The sequence below is a fragment of the Promicromonospora sp. NPDC060204 genome, from assembly GCF_042728455.1.
GTDB lineage: Bacteria > Actinomycetota > Actinomycetes > Actinomycetales > Cellulomonadaceae > Promicromonospora.
Window position 1 is genome coordinate 13,208 of sequence record NZ_JBHWZO010000016.1, and the last position, 16,747, is coordinate 29,954.

The following is a 16,747-nucleotide window of genomic DNA, read 5'->3' on the forward strand; positions in this document are numbered from 1 at the left end:
GCGGCGAGTCAGTCGCTCGGTCGGACCACCTCCCTGACTCGGCACGCAGACTGGCGGTGCGGAGGGAGCTCGGTGAGGGTGTCGGCCGCGGGGAGCGTGGCCACCCGCAGCCCGCTTATTGCGTTGGGCGAGGGTGGGCTCGTGTGTCAGGGTCCCGGGCATGGCTTCTTTCATCTCGCACGTGACCGTGGACTCGTCCGACCCCTACTCGCTCTCCGAGTGGTGGAAACCGGTGCTCGGCTACCAGGACGTGCCCGGCGACCCGAACCTGCCCGGTCACGAGGAGTGCGTGATCGTCGACCCGGACGGCAAGGGGGTCAACGTCCTGTTCATCGAGGTGCCGGAGGCCAAGTCGGTCAAGAACCGGGTGCACCTCGACCTGCGCCCGCGCGCGGACCTGCGGGACGCCGAGATCGAGCGGGTCAAGGCGCACGGCGCGACCGTTGTCGCCGACCACCGGGGGATCTACGGGCCTGGCTCGGGCTGGGTGACCTTCGCCGACCCGGAGGGCAACGAGTTCTGCGTGCTGCGCTCGCGGGAAGAGGTCGCGGCGGGCGAGAAGGCGGCGGAACACGCGGCCGCACAGGCCGCGGCGGCCGAGCCCGCCGACGCATGAGCGACTGGCTGATCCGGCCCGAGACGCCGGAGGACTTCCCCGCGATCCGGACGGTGCAGGTCGCGGCGTTCAACGAGGACCGGGTCGCCGACGGCGTCGACCGCATCCGCGAGTCCTGGATCTACCGCCCGGCGACGTCGCTGGTGGCGGTGTCCGACGGCGAGGTGGTCGGCCACGTCATGATCACCGGCTGCACCGTCACGAGCGAGGCCGGCGAGCGCGAGGTCGCGATGCTCACCCCGCTCGGCGTCCTGCCGGAGCACCAGCGGCGCGGCATCGGATCGGCGCTGGTCCGGGCCGCGCTCGCGGGTGCCGAGCAGGCGGGCGAGCCGTTCGTCGTGCTGGAGGGAAGCCCGGCGTATTACGGGCCGCTCGGGTTCGTCGCCTCCCGCGACCACGGGATCGAGATGCAGCTGCCGGACTGGGCCCCGCCAGAGGCGGGCCAGGTCCACCTGCTTCCGGCGTACGACCCGGCCGACGCGACGCTGCGCGGCGCGATCGGCTACCCACCGGTCTACGGCTGAGCCCCGCGCGGGCCCACGCCGGCCGCGGCTGGACGCGGTGCCGCGCACAGCCCGGCCCAGCTCAGCCCGGCCCCGCGCGGCAGCCGCGGCGTCAGACCCGGACCACGACCTTGCCGCGGGTGTGGCCGGACTCGTTGAGCCGGTGCGCGTCCGCGGCGTCGGCGAGGTCGAAGACCTGCGCCACCTCGACGGACAGCTTGCCGGCGTCGAACAGCTCGGTGAGCGCGTCGAGGTCGGCGGTCGACGGACGCACCCACACGTAGTGCCCGCCGTGCTCGGAGCGGGCGGTGGCGTCCGTGATCGAGGCGATGGTGCCGCCGTCGTTCAGGAGCTCGGTGCTGGCGGCGACCGTGCCGCCACCCACGAAGTCCAGGACGACGTCGACGCCCTCGGGTGCCAGCGCGCGCACGCGGTCGGCCAGGCCGTCGCCGTAGGTCACGGGCTCGGCGCCGAGGCCGCGCAGGAACTCGTGGTTCCGCTCGCTCGCCGTGCCGATGACGCGGGCACCCAGGGCCCGCGCGATCTGCACCGCGAACGCGCCGACGCCGCCGGCCGCGGCGTGCACCAGCACGGTCTGGCCGTCCTTGACCTCGGCCCGCTGGATCGCCTGGTAGGCGGTGAGGCCCGCGAGCGGCACGGCGGCCGCCTCCTCGAAGCTCAGCGACGCCGGCTTGCGCGCCAGGGTGCGCACGGGCGCGGCGACCAGCTCGGCGAACGTGCCGCCGTGCACGGTGTCCTTGCGCACGTAGCCGTACACCTCGTCGCCCACCTGGTACTCCGGGGTGTCCAGGCCCACCTGCTCGACGACGCCCGCGACGTCCCAGCCCGGGATCGCCGGCAGCTCTGTGTCGATCAGGCCCTGCAGGTACCCCTGGCGGATCTTCCAGTCGACGGGGTTGACCGACGCCGCCCGCACGCGCACGACGACGGTGTCGGGGCCGATGTGCGGGTCGGGCTGCTCGGTGAGCTCCAGGACGTCCGCGCTGCCGAACTGTGCATAGGTGATGGCTCGCATGCAGGCGACAACGGGCCTGGCCGACGCGGGTATTCCGCGCACGCCGAGTGGGCCGGGGCACACCCCGCATCCACCACACAGTAATAGTGTGCCAAGCGCCGTGCCGTCCGACCAAGGTGCGCTTCTACCCGGCCATTGCGCCCGGAAACGGCCTGGTTTCGGGCCCAATGGCTGGGTAGATGCGCACTTCGCGACACCGGCACTCGTTCGGCTGCGGCGTCACGCATGATCGGCGGCCTCGACAACCACGTCCGCCGGCGACTTCTCCGGGCGCCAGCCCCGCCACACCGAGTGCCGCATGCGGCGCTCGCCCGAGGCGCCGTCCGGACCCTCGGCCCAGTCCGCGTACGTCACCTCGCCCACCAGGCTGGGCGTGACCCAGCGGGCGTCCGACGCGTCCTCCGCGGGCACGCCGGACACGCCCGGCGTCTTGCGCTCCATGCCCCGCAGCCGCGCGGTGATCTCGCGGCGCTCCCGCTCGGAGAAGCCCGTGCCGACCCGGCCCACGTACCGCAGACCGGAGTCGTCGCCGTCCGCGTCCGGCACCGCCATCAGCAGCGAACCCATCACCGACGGGTCCGCGCGGCCCGGCCGCCAGCCCACGATCACCACCTCCTGCATGACCTGGTGCTTGATCTTGAGCCACTCGCGCGAGCGCCGTCCGGCGTAGGTGGAGGTGCGGCGCTTGGCGACCACGCCCTCCAGCCGGAGGGTGCGGGACGTGCGGAGCGCGGCCTCCAGGTCGCCGTCGAACGCGGGCGGGAGGTGGACGGGCGCGCTCGGCGTGACCAGGGACTCCAGGAGCTCGCGCCGCTCGGTGTAGGGGCGGGCGGTGACGTCGTCGCCGTCGGCGACCAGCACGTCGAACAGCATGAGGTCGACCTGGACCTGGGCCTTGGCGCGGTTGACGTCGCGCTCCTTGTGCAGGTTGGCGCGGTGCTGGAGGCGGCGGAAGTCGGGGCGGCCGGCGCGGTCGAGGGCGACGATCTCGCCGTCGAGCACGACGGGCAGCCGGGCGGCGTCGACCTGGGCGGCGAGCGCCGCGAGCTCGGGGAACGTGACGGTGAGGTCCTGCCCGGAGCGGCTGACCAGGCGCACGGACTCGGGGTCCTGGACGTGGGCGATCGCGCGGAACCCGTCCCACTTCATCTCGAAGGCCCAGTCATCGGGCCGGTTGAGGTCGCCGGGCGCGGCGGCGGTGGCGAGCATGGGCCGACGCCGCCCGCCCGCCCCCGCGTCTCGTTGAGTGCCGGCCAGTTGAGTGCTGGGTATCTGCGGGTTCGGGGGCGCCGAAGGCCGCAAATGTCCAGCACTCACCGGGGTGGGGGTGCCCGGCTGGGCCTTGGTGAGGTGGATCAGCCAGTTGTTCTCCGCGTCGCCGTCGCGCCCGCCGGTGCGGATCAGGGCGAGGCGGCGGGCGCCGCGCTCCGTCGAGTGCAGGGTCACGATCACCTCGTCGTCGCGCCACTTCTCCAGCTCGTAGGTGCCGGAGTCCCAGATCGTGACCTCGCCCGCCCCGTACTCGCCGCCCGGGATGCTGCCCTCGAACGCGCCGTACTCCAGGGGGTGGTCCTCGGTCTGCACGGCGAGATGGTTGCGGCCCGGGTCGGTGGGCTCGCCGCGGGGGAGGGCCCAGCTCACCAGCACGCCGTCGTGCTCCAGCCGGAAGTCCCAGTGCAGGCGGCGGGCGTGGTGCTCCTGGATCACGAAGGTGGGTTCGCCCTCCTCGGGCGGCGGCCCGTCCGCGCCGTCCGCGGAGGCCGCACCGTCCGCGGAGGCCGCGCTGTCCGCGCCCGACGGCGACGCGCCGGTCGCGGGCCCGAACGGCTCCGGGGTCTTCGCCGGGTCCCGCTTGGCGCGGTAGGTCTCCAGCTTCTGGAAGGTGGCCAGGCGCTCCGACGTCGGCTCGAGGGCGGCGAGGTGACCCTCCAGCAGGGGCGCGAGCAGGTCGCCGTCGGCCGCGAGCCGCGCGACCACGTTCTCGGGCGTGAGCTGCGCGAGGTCCGGGTCCTCCAGCTCCGCCCAGGTGCGGGGCGCGGCGACCCAGGGCCGGTCGAGCCCGCGCAGGGAGTAGGGCGCGATCGTGGTCTTGTTCCCGTTGTTCTGCGACCAGTCGACCAGCACCTTGCCGGACCGCAGGGCCTTGCTCATGTCGCTGACCACCAGGTCGGGGTGCTCGGCCTCCAGGTAGCGGGCGAGCTCGTGCGCGACGGCGGACACGGCGTCGGAGTCGAGCCGGGTGTCGGCCGCCTTGCCGAGGGCCGCGTACAGGTGGATGCCCTTGGACCCGGACGTGACGGGGTACGGCTCCAGGTCCATGCCGCGCAGGATGTCGCGGACCCAGCGCGCGACCTCGGCGCACTCGGCGAGCCCGGCACCGGGCCCGGGGTCGAGGTCCAGCACGAGGCGGTCCGGGTCGAGGCGCGCGCCCGTGCGGCCGAACTGCCACTGCGGGGTGTGCAGCTCCAGCGTCGCCGTCTGACCCAGCCAGGTCAGCGTCGCCAGGTCGTTGACCAGCACGTAGTCGTTGGCCGACCTCTTGTGCTGGATCGACCGGCGCTTGACCCAGTCAGGGGTCGAGGCGTCGAGGTTCTTCTGGAAGAACATCTGCCCGCCCGTGCCGTCGGGCCAGCGCTTGCGGGTCGCGGGACGGTTGGCCGCGTGCGGCAGCAGCACCGAGGCCACCTCCGCCAGGTAGTGCAGCACCTCGCCCTTGGTGGTGCCCGACGCCGGGTAGAGCACCTTGTCGAGGTTGCTCAGGCGCAGGCGGTGGCCGTCCACCGTGACCGTCTGCGTCGTCGCCATCTCACCATCGTGCCGCCGGTCGGCCGCGGGCGCAGGAGTCGCGCCCGGAGTCGTGCGCAGGAGTCGCGCGCGGAGTCGGCGAGATCACTCGAACGGTGTAGAGGCCGGGTGAAGAACTCCGCTAGGCTCCGCCGAGTGATTTCTGACATCTCGATCGACGTGTCCGTGGCGCCCCTGTCGGCTGCCGCCGACGCTCCTTCGATCGGCCGGCCCGAGCGGCTCACCGTCTACGGCGCCGAGTGGTGCCGCGACTGCCGCCGCAGCAAGGCGGTGCTCGACGTCCGGCGCGTGGACTACGTCTACGTGGACCTCGCCGCCCACCCCACCCGGGCCGACGAGGCCGAGGCGCTGACCGGCCGCAAGTCCATCCCCGTGCTGGTGTTCCCCGACGGCGAGCACCTGGTGGAGCCCACCAACGCGGAGCTCGCGGCGAAGCTGGACCGCTGCGGCCTCTGACGCCCTCAGGGAACCGCGCCCAGGACTAAACCTGGGCATGTCGTGCGCTTGGGGCGCACCATAGATGGATGAGGGCGATCTGGAAGGGTGCCGTGACCTTCGGTCTCGTCAACGTCCCGGTGAAGCTGTACAGCGCGACCGAGGACCACGACGTGCCGTTGCACCAGGTGCATGACGCCGACGGCGGACGCATCAGGTACAAGCGTGTGTGCGAGATCGACGGCGAGGTGGTGCCGTACGAGCACATCGACCGGGCCTACGACGACGGCGAGCGCACCGTGGTGCTCACCAAGCAGGACCTCGCCGACCTGCCCGCCGAGCGGGACCGGGAGATCTCGGTGGTCGAGTTCGTGCCCAGCGAGCAGATCGATCCGATCATGTTCGACCGGACCTATTACCTGGAGCCCGACTCCAAGTCCACGAAGGCGTACGTGCTGCTGCGCCGCACGCTCGAGGAGACCGACCGCACGGCGATCGTGAAGTTCGCGCTGCGGCAGCGCACCCGGCTCGCGGCGCTGCGGGTCCGGGAGGAGATCCTGGTGCTGCAGACCCTGCTGTGGGCCGACGAGATCCGCGAGGCCGCGTTCCCGTCCCTCGACGAGCCCGCGAAGGTGAGCGCCAAGGAGCTGACGATGTCGGCCCAGCTCGTCGGCAGCTTCGAGGCGGACTTCACGCCCGAGGACTACGAGGACGACTACCAGGTGCAGCTGCGCAAGCTCGTGGACGCGAAGCTGGAGGCCGGCGAGACCGTCGACACGGCGGCGACGTTCGGCGAGGCGGCCGAGGAGGAGGGCGAGGGCGCCGAGGTCGTGGACCTCATGGAGGCCCTGAAGCGCAGCGTCGCGGACGCGAAGAAGTCCCGCAAGACCGGCTGAACCTCCTGGTCCCGTCGCCGGGATCAGCGGGCCGCGGGCGAGGTCAGGTGGGTCGTCAGGCCGCGTTCGCCCGCCCGCATCACGTGGGCGTGCGCCCAGGACAGCGGGGCCGGGGCGAGGGTCGCCGCCGCCCGGAACCAGGGCGGCCCGGGGGACACCTGCCACAGCAGCCGCACCTCCGCCGCCGACGCCGTGCCGGCCGCCGACGTCGTTCCGGCCGGCGCGTCCGCGGGCCCGTCCGCGACGGTCACGTCCGCCCGGCCCTCCAGGTCGCCCGTGACGTCCAGCCGGGCGCGGCCGGGCCCGCCGTCGGACGGCGCCGTCGTCTCCCTCAGGTCGAGCCGGAACCGCAGGGCGTACCCGAGCGGGCTGCGCACCCGCAGGTGCGCCCACGTCCCGGGCGCGGCCAGGCCGTCCGGCCCGACGACGCCGTGGCTCGCCCCCGCGGTCAGCCCGGGCCACCAGTCGGGCCAGGTGAACCGGGGGTCGGCGAGCACCGACCAGACCCGGGCGGTCGGTGCGGCCGGACGCCAGACGGACTCGAGGACGAACACGGCCCCCATCGTGCCGTCCGCGGCCGGCCCGCCGACGGACGCCGCGCCGACGTCCGCCCGGGCGGCGGGTGAGCACGGCGGACGCATGAAAAGGTAGAGGAGATGAGTCGTCCCAACCCGCCCCGCTGGCTGCGCTGGACCCTTGCCGGAGGGGCAGCCGCCCTGTTCTGCCTGATGTTCGGGATCACGACGGCGAGAGCCGACCTCAGTCTCGGCCCGCACGAGGCCACCTACGCGGTCACGGCGGACGACCAGATCGTCGCCGACCTCGGCCCGCTCGGCACCGTCGTCACCGACTCCCCGCTACCGCTCACGCTCGGGGTGCGGATCACGGTGCACGAGATCCCCACGGACCTCTCGGCCGTGGACGCGGCCAGCTTCGACGCGCTCGCGGGCGACCTCGACGGGTACCTGCAGTTCTTCGACACCCCGCAGCGCACGGTGCGCACCGTGGCGTGGGCGCTGGTCTGGGACGCGCTGCGCGGCGCGGCCGTCGCCGCGGTGGTGCTGGTGGGCGTCGCGTTCGGCCTGCGGGCCCTGCTCGGTGCCGCCCGACGGCGGGAGCTCGCCCGCACCTTCGCGTCCCGCACCTGGGAGATCACCGCGGCCGGCGTCGTCGTCGTGCTGGTGGCCGCGACCGCCACGGCGAGCGCCGGGCCCGAGGAGCGGGCCGCGCTGCCGGCCTCGCCGGTCTTCGCGGGGACCGCCCTGGAGGGCGCGCGGATCACGGGCCGGCTGGCGGGCGTGATCGACACGTACAGCAGCCAGCTCGTGGAGACCTACCAGGCGAACGAGGTGTTCTACGCGGGTGCCCGGGAGAAGCTGATGGCGGCGTGGGACGCCCGGGTCGCGGAGCAGGACGCGGCCGACGGTGAGCAGGACGCGACGCCGTCGGGCAGCCCGGCGACGCCGGACTACGTGACGTTCCTGCTGGTCTCCGACCTGCACTGCAACACGGGGATGACGCCGCTCATCCGGGACCTCGCGGACCGGCTGGCGCCCGACGTCATGCTCAACGCAGGGGACACCACGATCAACGGGACGAGCGTGGAGTCGGTCTGCGTGGACTCGTTCGCGTCCGCGGTGCCGGACGGCGTGCCGTTCGTCGTCTCCGACGGCAACCACGACTCGCGCCTGACGACGGCCACGGAGCTGGCCAACCGGGAGATCGTGCTCGACGGGGAGGTCGTCGAGGTGGAGGGGGTGCGGATCCTGGGGGACCGGGACCCGCTGGAGACGCGGATCGGCGGGGGTACGGTGATCGCGCGCGAGGAGACGCCCGCGGAGGCCGGGGAGCGGCTGCGGGACGTCGCGTGCGAGGCGGCCGGGGAGGCCGGCCTGGGCGGGTTCACCGCGGAGGACCGGGTGGACCTGCTGATGATCCACCAGCCCGCCGTCGGCGACGCGGCCCTGGAGTCGGGCTGCGTGCCGTTCCAGATCTCGGGGCACATGCACAAGCGGATCGGCCCCGACGTCGTGGGCTACGGCGTGCGGTACGTGAACGCGAGCACGGGCGGGGCCACGAAGGGGAACGCCTCGGTGGGGCCGCTGCGCGACACCTCCCAGATGACGGTGCTGCGGTTCGACCCGGAGCGGCGGCAGTTCGTGGACTGGCAGCTCGTCGAGGTGACACCGGAGGGGGAGGCGTCCGTGAGCGAGCGGCAGGCCGTCCCGCAGCCCGCCCCGCTGCCGGACGAGGTGCCCGACGACGCGCCGGGCGACGTACCGGATGCCGGGCCGGCGCCGTCGTCGTCGGCCTCGGGCAACTAGGCTCGGGGCGTGGAGATCACAACCGACCCGGCCGAGCTGACGCCCGTCGCCCAGGACTACCTGAAGGCGGTGTGGTCGGCCCAGGAGTGGTCGGACGAGAAGGTCACCACCAAGCACCTGGCCGACCGGCTGGGTGTTGGCGCGTCCACGGTGTCCGAGACGGTGCGGCGGCTGAGCGGCCAGGGGCTGCTGGAGCACGAGCGGTACGGCGCGATCCGGCTGACGGACGAGGGCCGCCGGCTGGCGCTCGTGATGGTGCGCCGCCACCGGCTCCTGGAGACGTTCCTCGTGGAACAGCTCGGGTACGGGTGGGACGAGGTGCACGACGAGGCCGAGGTGCTGGAGCACGCGGTCTCGGACGTCTTCGTGGAGCGGATGGCGGCGCGGCTCGGCAACCCGTCGCGCGACCCGCACGGCGACCCGATCCCGTCCGCCGACGGCACGGTGGTGCGGCCCGACGCGGTGCCGCTGTCGACGATGCACGCGGGCGACGCGGGCACGGTGGTGCGGATCTCCGACGCCGACCCGGAGGCGCTGCGGTACCTCGCCGAGCTGGGCCTGGACCTGGACATCCGCGTGGCGGTCACCACGCGGCGCGAGTTCGCGGGGACGGTCGCCGTCGCCTGGACGTGCCCGCCCGTTCCCGGGCCCGACGGCGCGGGGGCCGAGGCTGCGGCGGCCGGCGCTGGCGCGACCGACGCCGACGAGCGCGTGGCCGATCTCGGCCTGCTGGCGGCCTCCCGTGTGTGGGTGGCGCAGGAGTAGTCTGCTCCCCGTTCCCTCTTGCTCGTCGCCGGTGTCGTCGACGGTAGACCGAATCGATACGACACTTCCGGAGACCCCATGGCGAGCAGTGCACCCCAGAACGCCCCGGACCAGGCGCCGGGCACGGGCTCGATGCGCCGCGCCGCGCCCGCGCTGGTCGCGCTGGCGGTGGGCGGGTTCACCATCGGCACCACCGAGTTCGCCGCGATGGGCCTGCTGCCCGACGTCGGCCTCGACCTCGGCGCGACCGACCCCCAGGTGGGGCACACGATCACCGCGTACGCGCTCGGCGTGGTCGTCGGGGCGCCGCTGCTGACCGTGGCCGCGGCGCGGATGTCGCGCAAGCGCCTGCTGCTGGCGCTGATGGGGTTCTACACGGTGGCGAACGTGCTGTCCGCCGCGGCGCCCGACATCGGCTGGCTCGTGGTCGGCCGGTTCTTCGCGGGGCTGCCGCACGGCGCGTTCTTCGGCGTCGGCGCCGCGGTCGGTGCCGCCGTGGCCGGCCCGGCCCAGCGCGGGCGGGCCGTCGCGACGATGATGACCGGCCTGACCATCGCGAACGTCGTCGGCGTGCCGCTGTCCACGTGGGTGGGCCAGGCGTTCGGCTGGCGCGTCTCCTACGTGCTGATCGGCGTGCTGGGCAGCGTCACGCTCCTCGGGCTCTGGCGGCTGATCCCCGCCGGCGCGGGCGGCGAGGGCCGCTCGGTGCGCACCGAGCTGGCGACCCTGCGCAACGGACCGCTGTGGTTCGCGTTCGTGGCCGGCGCGATCGGGTTCGGCGGCATGTTCGCCGTCTACACCTACGTGGCCCCCACCATGACGGGCGTGACCGGCCTGCCCGGCGGCGCCGTGCCGTGGGTGCTCGCCCTGTTCGGCGTGGGCATGACGGTCGGCACGCAGATCGGCGGGCGGCTCGCCGACCGGGGCGTGCTCCGGGCGGTCCTGATCGGCTTCGTGGCCACCGCGCTCTCCCTCGTGCTGTTCGCGCTGACCGGCGCCTCGGTGGTGCCCGCGCTCGTCTCCCTGTTCCTGCTGGGCGTCACCTCGCAGATGCTGGGGCTCGCGTTCCAGACCCGGCTCATGGACCTGGCCCCCGGCGCGCCGTCGCTGGGCGCCGCGTTGTGCCACGCCGGGCTCAACGTGGCCAACGGCGCGGGCGCGTTCCTGGGCGGTGTGGTCATCGACGCGGGCTGGGGCTACCTGGCGCCCGCGTGGGCCGGCGCCGTCGTCACCGTGCTGGGCCTCGGGCTGATCGTGGCGTTCGGGCGGCAGCGAGTCGTGCACCAGCCGACGGAGACCGCACTGTGACCCGGGTCTCAGCAATGTCCCAGACTGCGCCGGTAGCGTAGGGCGGGTGACTGAGACCGGGGCGACCACGACGTCGTCGGACAGCTCGTTGGACAGCTCGCCGGACGGCGGGGACGAGGTCGCCACGTACGGACCCAAGCCGCTGGGCGGCCGGGCCGTGGCGCTGCTCCTGGTGGTGCTGGGCGCGGTCGGTTTCGCCGCCTCGTTCGCCCTCGCCGTGGAGAAGTACCTCAAGCTCATCGACCCGAACCACACGGCGTCCTGCAGCATCAACGTGTTCGTCGACTGCGGCGCCGCGATGTCCTCGTGGCAGGGCGCCCTGCTCGGCTTCCCGAACCCCTACCTGGGCGTGGCGGCCTTCCCCGTCGTGATCACGACGGGCGTGGTGCTGCTGATCGGGGCCCGCCTGCCGCGCTGGTACTGGATCTCGCTCCTCGCGGGCACCGTGCTGGGCCAGGCGCTCGTGTTCTTCCTGATGTACACGAGCTTCCACGTCATCGTCGCGCTGTGCCCCTACTGCATGGTCGTGTGGACCATCATGTGGCCGCTGCTCTGGTACCAGCTGGTGCGCGGCGTGCAGTCGGGCGACCTGCCCGCGAGCGCCGGCCTGCGCGGCGTCATGGTGGGCAACCGGCACATCATCCTGGTCATCGGGTACGTCGCGGCCCTGGCGTGGCTGATGATCGCGGTGGGCGGGCCCCTGATCGACTCGTTCTGACCGGGTCTTTGCTGTCCTCCCGTGCGCTCGGGTCGTGAAGCGGGCTCTGGCGCAGGGTCAGCGGCGCAGGGCCTCGCGCAGCACCCGGCCCTCGCTGCCCGACGGCGGCGCGTAGCCCAGCAGCGCGGAGATCGTCGGGGCGACGTCGACGTGGTGCGGGTCGCGCGGGTGCGCGCCCGGCCGTACGCCGGCACCGGCGAGCACGAGCGGGATCCGCAGCTCGGTGGTCGCGCCGTGCCGGCCGGCCGGGTCGGCGGGTGTGGCCCCGAACGACCAGCCGGGTTCCGGCTCCACGATCAGGTCGCCGTGGTTCGGGCTCATGCGCAGCCGCCGCTGGTCGGCCTTGTCGAAGACGTTCCGCACCTGCGGCAGCGCCGTCAGCGCCCGCTCCAGGCGGCGGACGGCGGCGCGGTCGCCGGCGCGCGCGCCGATCAGGCGCACGTCGGCGACCCCGCCCACGACGATCACGACGTCGGTGCCGGGTGCTGGCGACTGCCCGCTGGTCAGGACCTGCGGGGTGAAGCCGGCCGCCTCGATCGCCGCGAGCCCCTCGGCGGCGAACCCTTTGTCGAAGGTTGTCATGCCGTGGTCGCCCGTGATGACGAACGCCGTGCTGTCGTGCACGCCCGCCTCCTTCGTGGCGGCGACGATGCGCCCGATCTGCCGGTCGATGTCCTCCAGGGCGCCCGGGATGCGGGGGTCGGCGTCGCCGCCGTCGTGCCCGATCGCGTCGAGCGTGTCGCAGTAGACCGCCATGAGGTCGGGGATGCCGCTGGTGGTGACGAGCTGGCCGTTCGAGCTGACGGGCTCGCCGCGCAGCACGGACACGATGTCGTCGGTGCGGCGCGCGCAGTCGCCGCCGGGCTGTGTGTACAGGGCGTCGGGGTCGCCGAAGGTGACGCCGTGGTTCTGCAGGATGAACCACTGCGAGGAGAAGACGGTGCCGCCCTGGTCCCGGATCGACTCCGCGACGGTCGGCACGGCGAGGTCGCGCTGCTGGCCCCGCGCGGTGTTGCTCGCGGCGTCGAACCAGTAGGCGGTGTTGCGGTGGGTCGCGGGCCACGCGCCCGTGGCGACCGAGGACCACGACGGGTTGGTGATCGAGGTCATCACGCCGGTCGAGGTGGTGATGCTGCCCCGGCGCAGGAGAGCGCGCAGGTTCGGCATCTCGACCGTGCCGGGGGAGCCGGCGCCGTCGCGCACCAGGTCGAGGTAGTCGACGTCGAACCCGTCGAGGGCGAGGAAGATCACGTGGTCGGCGCGGGCGGCGGGGCCGCCCCGGGCGTCGTCGTCGGGCAGCGGCGCGGCGGCGGCGGTCGACGCCGTCCACACGGTCGCGGCGGCGATGCTGGTGGCGAGGATCTTTCGCAACGAGGGCATCATGCGGGCAATTCGAGCACCCAGGGGGCGAACTTCGGGGGAGGTGGGGGCGAATGTCGGATGAACCCTGGAGGCTGTGGACGACCGAGGGCCGCGCACCCGCGCGGTCGGTAGACTCGGGCGGGTGACCATGCCCGACGCACCCGAGCGCACCACGTCTCCCGACGAGCCCCGTTTCCGCTACACCCCGACCCTCGCGCAGCAGATCGAGCTGCGCTGGCAGGACATCTGGGAGGAGCGCGGCACGTTCCACGCGGCGAACCCGCAGGGGCGACTTACGGGGCCGGGCGGGAGCCCGGCGGCGGGCGACCCGTACTTCATCATGGACATGTTCCCGTACCCCTCGGGTGCGGGCCTCCACGTGGGCCACCCGCTGGGCTACATCGCCACGGACGTGACCGGGCGCTTCCGCCGCATGCGCGGGGACAACGTGCTGCACGCGCTGGGCTACGACGCGTTCGGCCTGCCCGCCGAGCAGTACGCGGTCCAGACGGGCCAGCACCCGCGGACCACCACCGAGGCCAACATCGGCAACATGCGCAGGCAGCTGCGCCGCCTGGGCCTGGGCCACGACTCGCGCCGCACGTTCGCGACCATCGACCCCGAGTACGTCCGCTGGACGCAGTGGATCTTCCTGCAGATCTTCGACTCCTGGTACGACGCCGACGCCGAGCGTCCGGGCCCCGTGACGGGGGCGGGCGACGGCAAGGGCCGCGCGCGCCCCATCACCGAGCTGCGCGCCGAGCTGGCCGCGGGCACGCGGCCCGTCCCCGGGCACGACGGCGACAACGCCGGCGGCGCCGTCTGGGCCGCGCTGAGCGAGCCGGAGCGGCGCGACGTCATCGACGCGCAGCGGCTCGCCTACGTCGACTCCTCGCCGGTCAACTGGTGCCCGGGCCTGGGCACCGTGCTGGCGAACGAGGAGGTCACGGCCGACGGCCGGTCCGAGCGCGGCAACTTCCCCGTCTTCCAGCGCAGCCTGCGCCAGTGGAAGATGCGGATCACCGCCTACGCCGACCGCCTCACGGACGACCTGGAGCTCATCGACTGGCCCGAGAAGGTCAAGTCGATGCAGCGCAACTGGATCGGCCGGTCCACGGGCGCCAACGTCCGGTTCGACGTCGTCGGCACCGCCGAGGAGGACCCGGCCGGCGCGGCGGGCTCGCTGGAGGTCTTCACCACCCGCCCCGACACGCTCTTCGGCGCCACGTTCATGGTGGTCGCCCCGGAGCACCCGCTGCTCGACGAGGTCCCGGCGGCCTGGCCCGACGGCACGCGCTCCGCGTGGACCGGCGGGTACGGCACCCCGGTCGAGGCCGTCGCCGCCTACCGGCGCGAGGCGTCCGCGAAGACCGCCGTCGAGCGGCAGGCCGACGCCGGCAAGAAGACCGGCGTGTTTACCGGCCACCTGGCCGTGAACCCCGTCAGCGGACTGCAGGTCCCGGTCTTCACCGCGGACTACGTGCTCATGGGCTACGGCACCGGCGCCATCATGGCCGTCCCGGGCGGCGACGAGCGCGACTTCGCGTTCGCCGAGGCCTACGACCTGCCGGTGATCCACACGGTCGAGCCGGCCGGTGGCCTGCCGGAGGACCACGCCGGCGCGTACGCGGGCGACGGCGTCGCCGTGCGGTCCGCGAACGACGAGATCTCGCTGGACGGCCTCGGCGTCGTCGAGGCCAAGGCGAAGATCATCGCCTGGCTGGAGAGCAAGGGCATCGGCGAGGGCACCACCACCTACCGCCTCAACGACTGGCTGTTCAGCCGCCAGCGCTACTGGGGCGAGCCGTTCCCCGTCGTGTGGGACGAGGACGACCGCCCGGTCGCGATCCCCGACGCGATGCTGCCGGTGGACCTGCCGGACGTGCCCGACTACGCGCCGCGCACCTTCGACCCGGAGGACGCGAACTCCGAGCCCGAGGCGCCCCTGGGCCGTAACGACGACTGGGTGCACGTCACCCTCGACCTGGGCGACGGGCCCAAGAAGTACCGCCGCGACACCAACACGATGCCCAACTGGGCCGGGTCGTGCTGGTACTACCTGCGCTACCTCGACCCCGCCGAGACCTCGGCGGCCGCGCTGCCCGAGCTCGAGCAGTACTGGCTCGGGCCGCAGCACAACCCGACGTCCGGCCCTGCCGGCGGCGTCGACCTCTACGTGGGCGGCGTGGAGCACGCGGTGCTGCACCTGCTGTACGCGCGGTTCTGGCACAAGGTGCTCTTCGACCTGGGCCACGTCACGGCCGTCGAGCCGTTCGGCAAGCTCTTCAACCAGGGCTACATCCAGGCCTACGCCTACACCGACTCGCGCGGCCAGTACGTGCCGGCCGAGGAGGTCGAGGGCGACGAGCAGACCGGGTTCACCTGGCAGGGCCAGCCCGTCAACCGTGAGTACGGGAAGATGGGCAAGTCGCTGAAGAACGTGGTGACGCCCGACGAGATGTACGAGCAGTACGGCGCCGACACGTTCCGCGTCTACGAGATGTCGATGGGCCCGCTGGACCTGTCGCGCCCGTGGGAGACCCGTGCCGTCGTCGGGTCGCAGCGGTTCCTGCAGCGGCTGTGGCGCAATGTCGTCTCGGAGGAGACGGGCGAGCTCACCGTCACGGACGACGAGCCCGACACCGCGACCCTCCGCGCCGTGCACCGCGCCATCGCCGACGTCGGCGTCGAGATGGAGAACATGCGGCCCAACACCGCGATCGCCAAGCTCATCACGCTGAACAACCACCTCACGGGGCTGTCGGCCGTGCCGCGCTCGGCCGTGGAGCCGCTGATCCTGATGACGGCGCCCATCGCGCCGCACATCGCGGAGGAGCTGTGGGCGCGGCTCGGCCACGAGGAGTCGCTGGCGCACGCGCCGTTCCCGGCTGCCGACCCGGCCTACCTGGTCCAGGACACCGTGACCTGCGTGGTCCAGGTGCAGGGCAAGGTGCGCGCCAAGTTCGAGGTCGCCCCGGGCATCTCCGCGGAGGACCTGGAGGCGACGGCCCTGGCCGAGCCGAACGTGGTCAAGTTCCTGGACGGCCGCGGCGTGCGCAAGGTGATCGTCCGCGCCCCGAAGCTGGTCAACATCGTCCCAGCCTGACCGAACGGACGTCATCAGTGCCGGGCTTGGTCCTTGTGGACCACGCCCGGCGCTGGGCCTATAGTGAAAGGGCGCAAGAGGGAGAGATCCTGAGCGCCCTGCCTTCAGCCCCCGCACAGTCGGGGGCTGTCGTGCGTCTAGGGCTCCCAGAGCCGGTCGTGCACGGGGACGTTCTCCAGCACCGACCAGAGGTTCTTGTTGGCCGCGGCCGCGCGCTCATCGCGATCCACGCCGTCCGCCAGCCGCTGATACAGGAATGCAACGAGGTCCGCTGCCTGGACCAGGCGGCTGCCGGCCGACGACACGAAGTAGACCGTGTCCGCGATGCGCTGGGGCTTGCCTCGATACCCCCAGATGCGTTCGCGGCGCGCTCTGCGCAGTGCGGCCTGAGCGCTCTTCGCCGTCCTGTGCTCGTCAGCGATGACCACGAGGTCTTCGCCGCGCCGGTTGGCGTACCGGTTCAGCTTCTCGAGCAGGTGGAGGAGCACTGTGATGTGCTCGTCGTGCTGGTCGGCGTAGCGATCACGGAACCCTTGCCGGTCCAGTCCTTCGATCCAGATGCCCTCCGCATGTTCTGCCGTCACGCCGAGGGCCTGTCGATAGATCGAGATGCGGGCTCGCACGACGGGCTTCAGCGGAGCCCATTCCTGCGTCGCGCCGAACAGGTCGTGGCCGTGCAGCTCGGTGTCCGCATCGATACCTCCGAACGCTTCGGCCGCTCGGGCGACTACCGCGTCGAGCTGTTCGGCGAACACGCGCACCTCGGGAGCGCGCACGACAAGGCCCACTGTCCGGTAACACCGCGAGTTGGAGGTCTCATCTATGTAAGCGAAGAGCACGCCCGAGTCTCACACGCTCCGGGGAGGCGCGCTC

General features: G+C 73.0%; 14 protein-coding genes. 9 read left to right on the plus strand and 5 right to left on the minus strand.

Annotation, left to right across the window (positions count from 1 at the left end; genetic code table 11):
- Positions 1-160: 160 nt before the first annotated feature.
- Together ACFWEJ_RS03885 and ACFWEJ_RS03890 are read left to right on the plus strand one after the other, a co-directional pair.
- The gene (locus tag ACFWEJ_RS03885) at positions 161-616 is read left to right on the plus strand and encodes a VOC family protein (protein ID WP_377227890.1); all 456 of its coding nucleotides are present in this window, start codon (positions 161-163) and stop codon (positions 614-616) included.
- Positions 613-1,140, plus strand: a complete 528-nt coding sequence (locus tag ACFWEJ_RS03890) for a GNAT family N-acetyltransferase (protein ID WP_377227891.1) — start codon at positions 613-615, stop codon at positions 1,138-1,140. The genes ACFWEJ_RS03885 and ACFWEJ_RS03890 overlap by 4 nt, the downstream gene beginning before the upstream one ends.
- Positions 1,141-1,231: 91 nt before the next feature.
- Here ACFWEJ_RS03890 and ACFWEJ_RS03895 read toward each other — a convergent pair whose 3' ends face one another.
- Together ACFWEJ_RS03895 and ACFWEJ_RS03900 are read right to left on the minus strand one after the other, a co-directional pair.
- The gene (locus tag ACFWEJ_RS03895) at positions 1,232-2,155 is read right to left on the minus strand and encodes an NADP-dependent oxidoreductase (RefSeq protein ID WP_377227892.1); all 924 of its coding nucleotides are present in this window, start codon (positions 2,153-2,155) and stop codon (positions 1,232-1,234) included.
- A gap of 219 nt (positions 2,156-2,374) precedes the next feature.
- The gene (locus tag ACFWEJ_RS03900) at positions 2,375-4,960 is read right to left on the minus strand and encodes an ATP-dependent DNA ligase (RefSeq protein ID WP_377227893.1); all 2,586 of its coding nucleotides are present in this window, start codon (positions 4,958-4,960) and stop codon (positions 2,375-2,377) included.
- A 135-nt stretch (positions 4,961-5,095) separates the two neighbouring features.
- Here ACFWEJ_RS03900 and ACFWEJ_RS03905 point away from each other — a divergent pair, with 135 nt between their 5' ends.
- Together ACFWEJ_RS03905 and ACFWEJ_RS03910 are read left to right on the plus strand one after the other, a co-directional pair.
- The gene (locus ACFWEJ_RS03905) at positions 5,096-5,416 is read left to right on the plus strand and encodes a glutaredoxin family protein (protein ID WP_377227894.1); all 321 of its coding nucleotides are present in this window, start codon (positions 5,096-5,098) and stop codon (positions 5,414-5,416) included.
- Between the two features lie 68 nt (positions 5,417-5,484).
- Entirely contained in the window at positions 5,485-6,291 is an 807-nt protein-coding gene (locus tag ACFWEJ_RS03910; RefSeq protein ID WP_377227895.1) for a Ku protein, read from the plus strand.
- 23 nt (positions 6,292-6,314) lie between these two features.
- On the opposite strand, the gene ACFWEJ_RS03915 is transcribed toward ACFWEJ_RS03910, so the two are convergent.
- Entirely contained in the window at positions 6,315-6,845 is a 531-nt protein-coding gene (locus ACFWEJ_RS03915; RefSeq protein ID WP_377227896.1) for a hypothetical protein, read from the minus strand.
- A gap of 102 nt (positions 6,846-6,947) precedes the next feature.
- On the opposite strand from ACFWEJ_RS03915, the gene ACFWEJ_RS03920 reads away from it, so the two are divergent.
- The 4 genes from ACFWEJ_RS03920 (at position 6,948) to ACFWEJ_RS03935 (ending at position 11,406) form a co-directional block, all read left to right on the plus strand.
- Entirely contained in the window at positions 6,948-8,615 is a 1,668-nt protein-coding gene (locus tag ACFWEJ_RS03920; RefSeq protein WP_377227897.1) for a metallophosphoesterase, read from the plus strand.
- Positions 8,616-8,624: 9 nt separating this feature from the next.
- Positions 8,625-9,380, plus strand: coding sequence for a metal-dependent transcriptional regulator (locus ACFWEJ_RS03925; protein WP_377227898.1), 756 nt, complete (start codon positions 8,625-8,627; stop codon positions 9,378-9,380).
- A 78-nt stretch (positions 9,381-9,458) separates the two neighbouring features.
- Entirely contained in the window at positions 9,459-10,688 is a 1,230-nt protein-coding gene (locus ACFWEJ_RS03930; protein ID WP_377227899.1) for an MFS transporter, read from the plus strand.
- Positions 10,689-10,734: 46 nt separating this feature from the next.
- On the plus strand, positions 10,735-11,406 hold the full coding sequence (locus ACFWEJ_RS03935; protein ID WP_377227900.1) for a vitamin K epoxide reductase family protein: 672 nt from the start codon (positions 10,735-10,737) through the stop codon (positions 11,404-11,406).
- A 57-nt stretch (positions 11,407-11,463) separates the two neighbouring features.
- Here the strand turns inward: ACFWEJ_RS03935 and ACFWEJ_RS03940 are convergent, their stop codons facing one another.
- The gene (locus ACFWEJ_RS03940) at positions 11,464-12,777 is read right to left on the minus strand and encodes an alkaline phosphatase family protein (RefSeq protein ID WP_377227901.1); all 1,314 of its coding nucleotides are present in this window, start codon (positions 12,775-12,777) and stop codon (positions 11,464-11,466) included.
- Between the two features lie 139 nt (positions 12,778-12,916).
- Here ACFWEJ_RS03940 and leuS point away from each other — a divergent pair, with 139 nt between their 5' ends.
- Complete coding sequence (gene leuS, locus ACFWEJ_RS03945) at positions 12,917-15,874, plus strand: leucine--tRNA ligase (protein ID WP_377227912.1); 2,958 nt, start codon at positions 12,917-12,919, stop codon at positions 15,872-15,874.
- A gap of 137 nt (positions 15,875-16,011) precedes the next feature.
- On the opposite strand, the gene ACFWEJ_RS03950 is transcribed toward leuS, so the two are convergent.
- Positions 16,012-16,713 (minus strand): DUF3800 domain-containing protein, encoded by a 702-nt coding sequence (locus ACFWEJ_RS03950; RefSeq protein ID WP_377227902.1) that lies wholly within the window; start codon positions 16,711-16,713, stop codon positions 16,012-16,014.
- Positions 16,714-16,747: the final 34 nt, after the last annotated feature.

Excerpts from the sequence above, each read along its gene's own strand:
- ACFWEJ_RS03885 (WP_377227890.1), top strand. The coding sequence starts at position 161 with ATGGCTTCTTTCATCTCGCACGTGACCGTGGACTCGTCCGACCCCTAC.
- ACFWEJ_RS03890 (WP_377227891.1), top strand. The coding sequence starts at position 613 with ATGAGCGACTGGCTGATCCGGCCCGAGACGCCGGAGGACTTCCCCGCG.
- ACFWEJ_RS03895 (WP_377227892.1), bottom strand. The coding sequence starts at position 2,155 with ATGCGAGCCATCACCTATGCACAGTTCGGCAGCGCGGACGTCCTGGAG.
- ACFWEJ_RS03900 (WP_377227893.1), bottom strand. The coding sequence starts at position 4,960 with ATGGCGACGACGCAGACGGTCACGGTGGACGGCCACCGCCTGCGCCTG.
- ACFWEJ_RS03910 (WP_377227895.1), top strand. The coding sequence starts at position 5,485 with ATGAGGGCGATCTGGAAGGGTGCCGTGACCTTCGGTCTCGTCAACGTC.
- ACFWEJ_RS03920 (WP_377227897.1), top strand. The coding sequence starts at position 6,948 with ATGAGTCGTCCCAACCCGCCCCGCTGGCTGCGCTGGACCCTTGCCGGA.
- ACFWEJ_RS03930 (WP_377227899.1), top strand. The coding sequence starts at position 9,459 with ATGGCGAGCAGTGCACCCCAGAACGCCCCGGACCAGGCGCCGGGCACG.
- leuS (WP_377227912.1), top strand. The coding sequence starts at position 12,917 with ATGCCCGACGCACCCGAGCGCACCACGTCTCCCGACGAGCCCCGTTTC.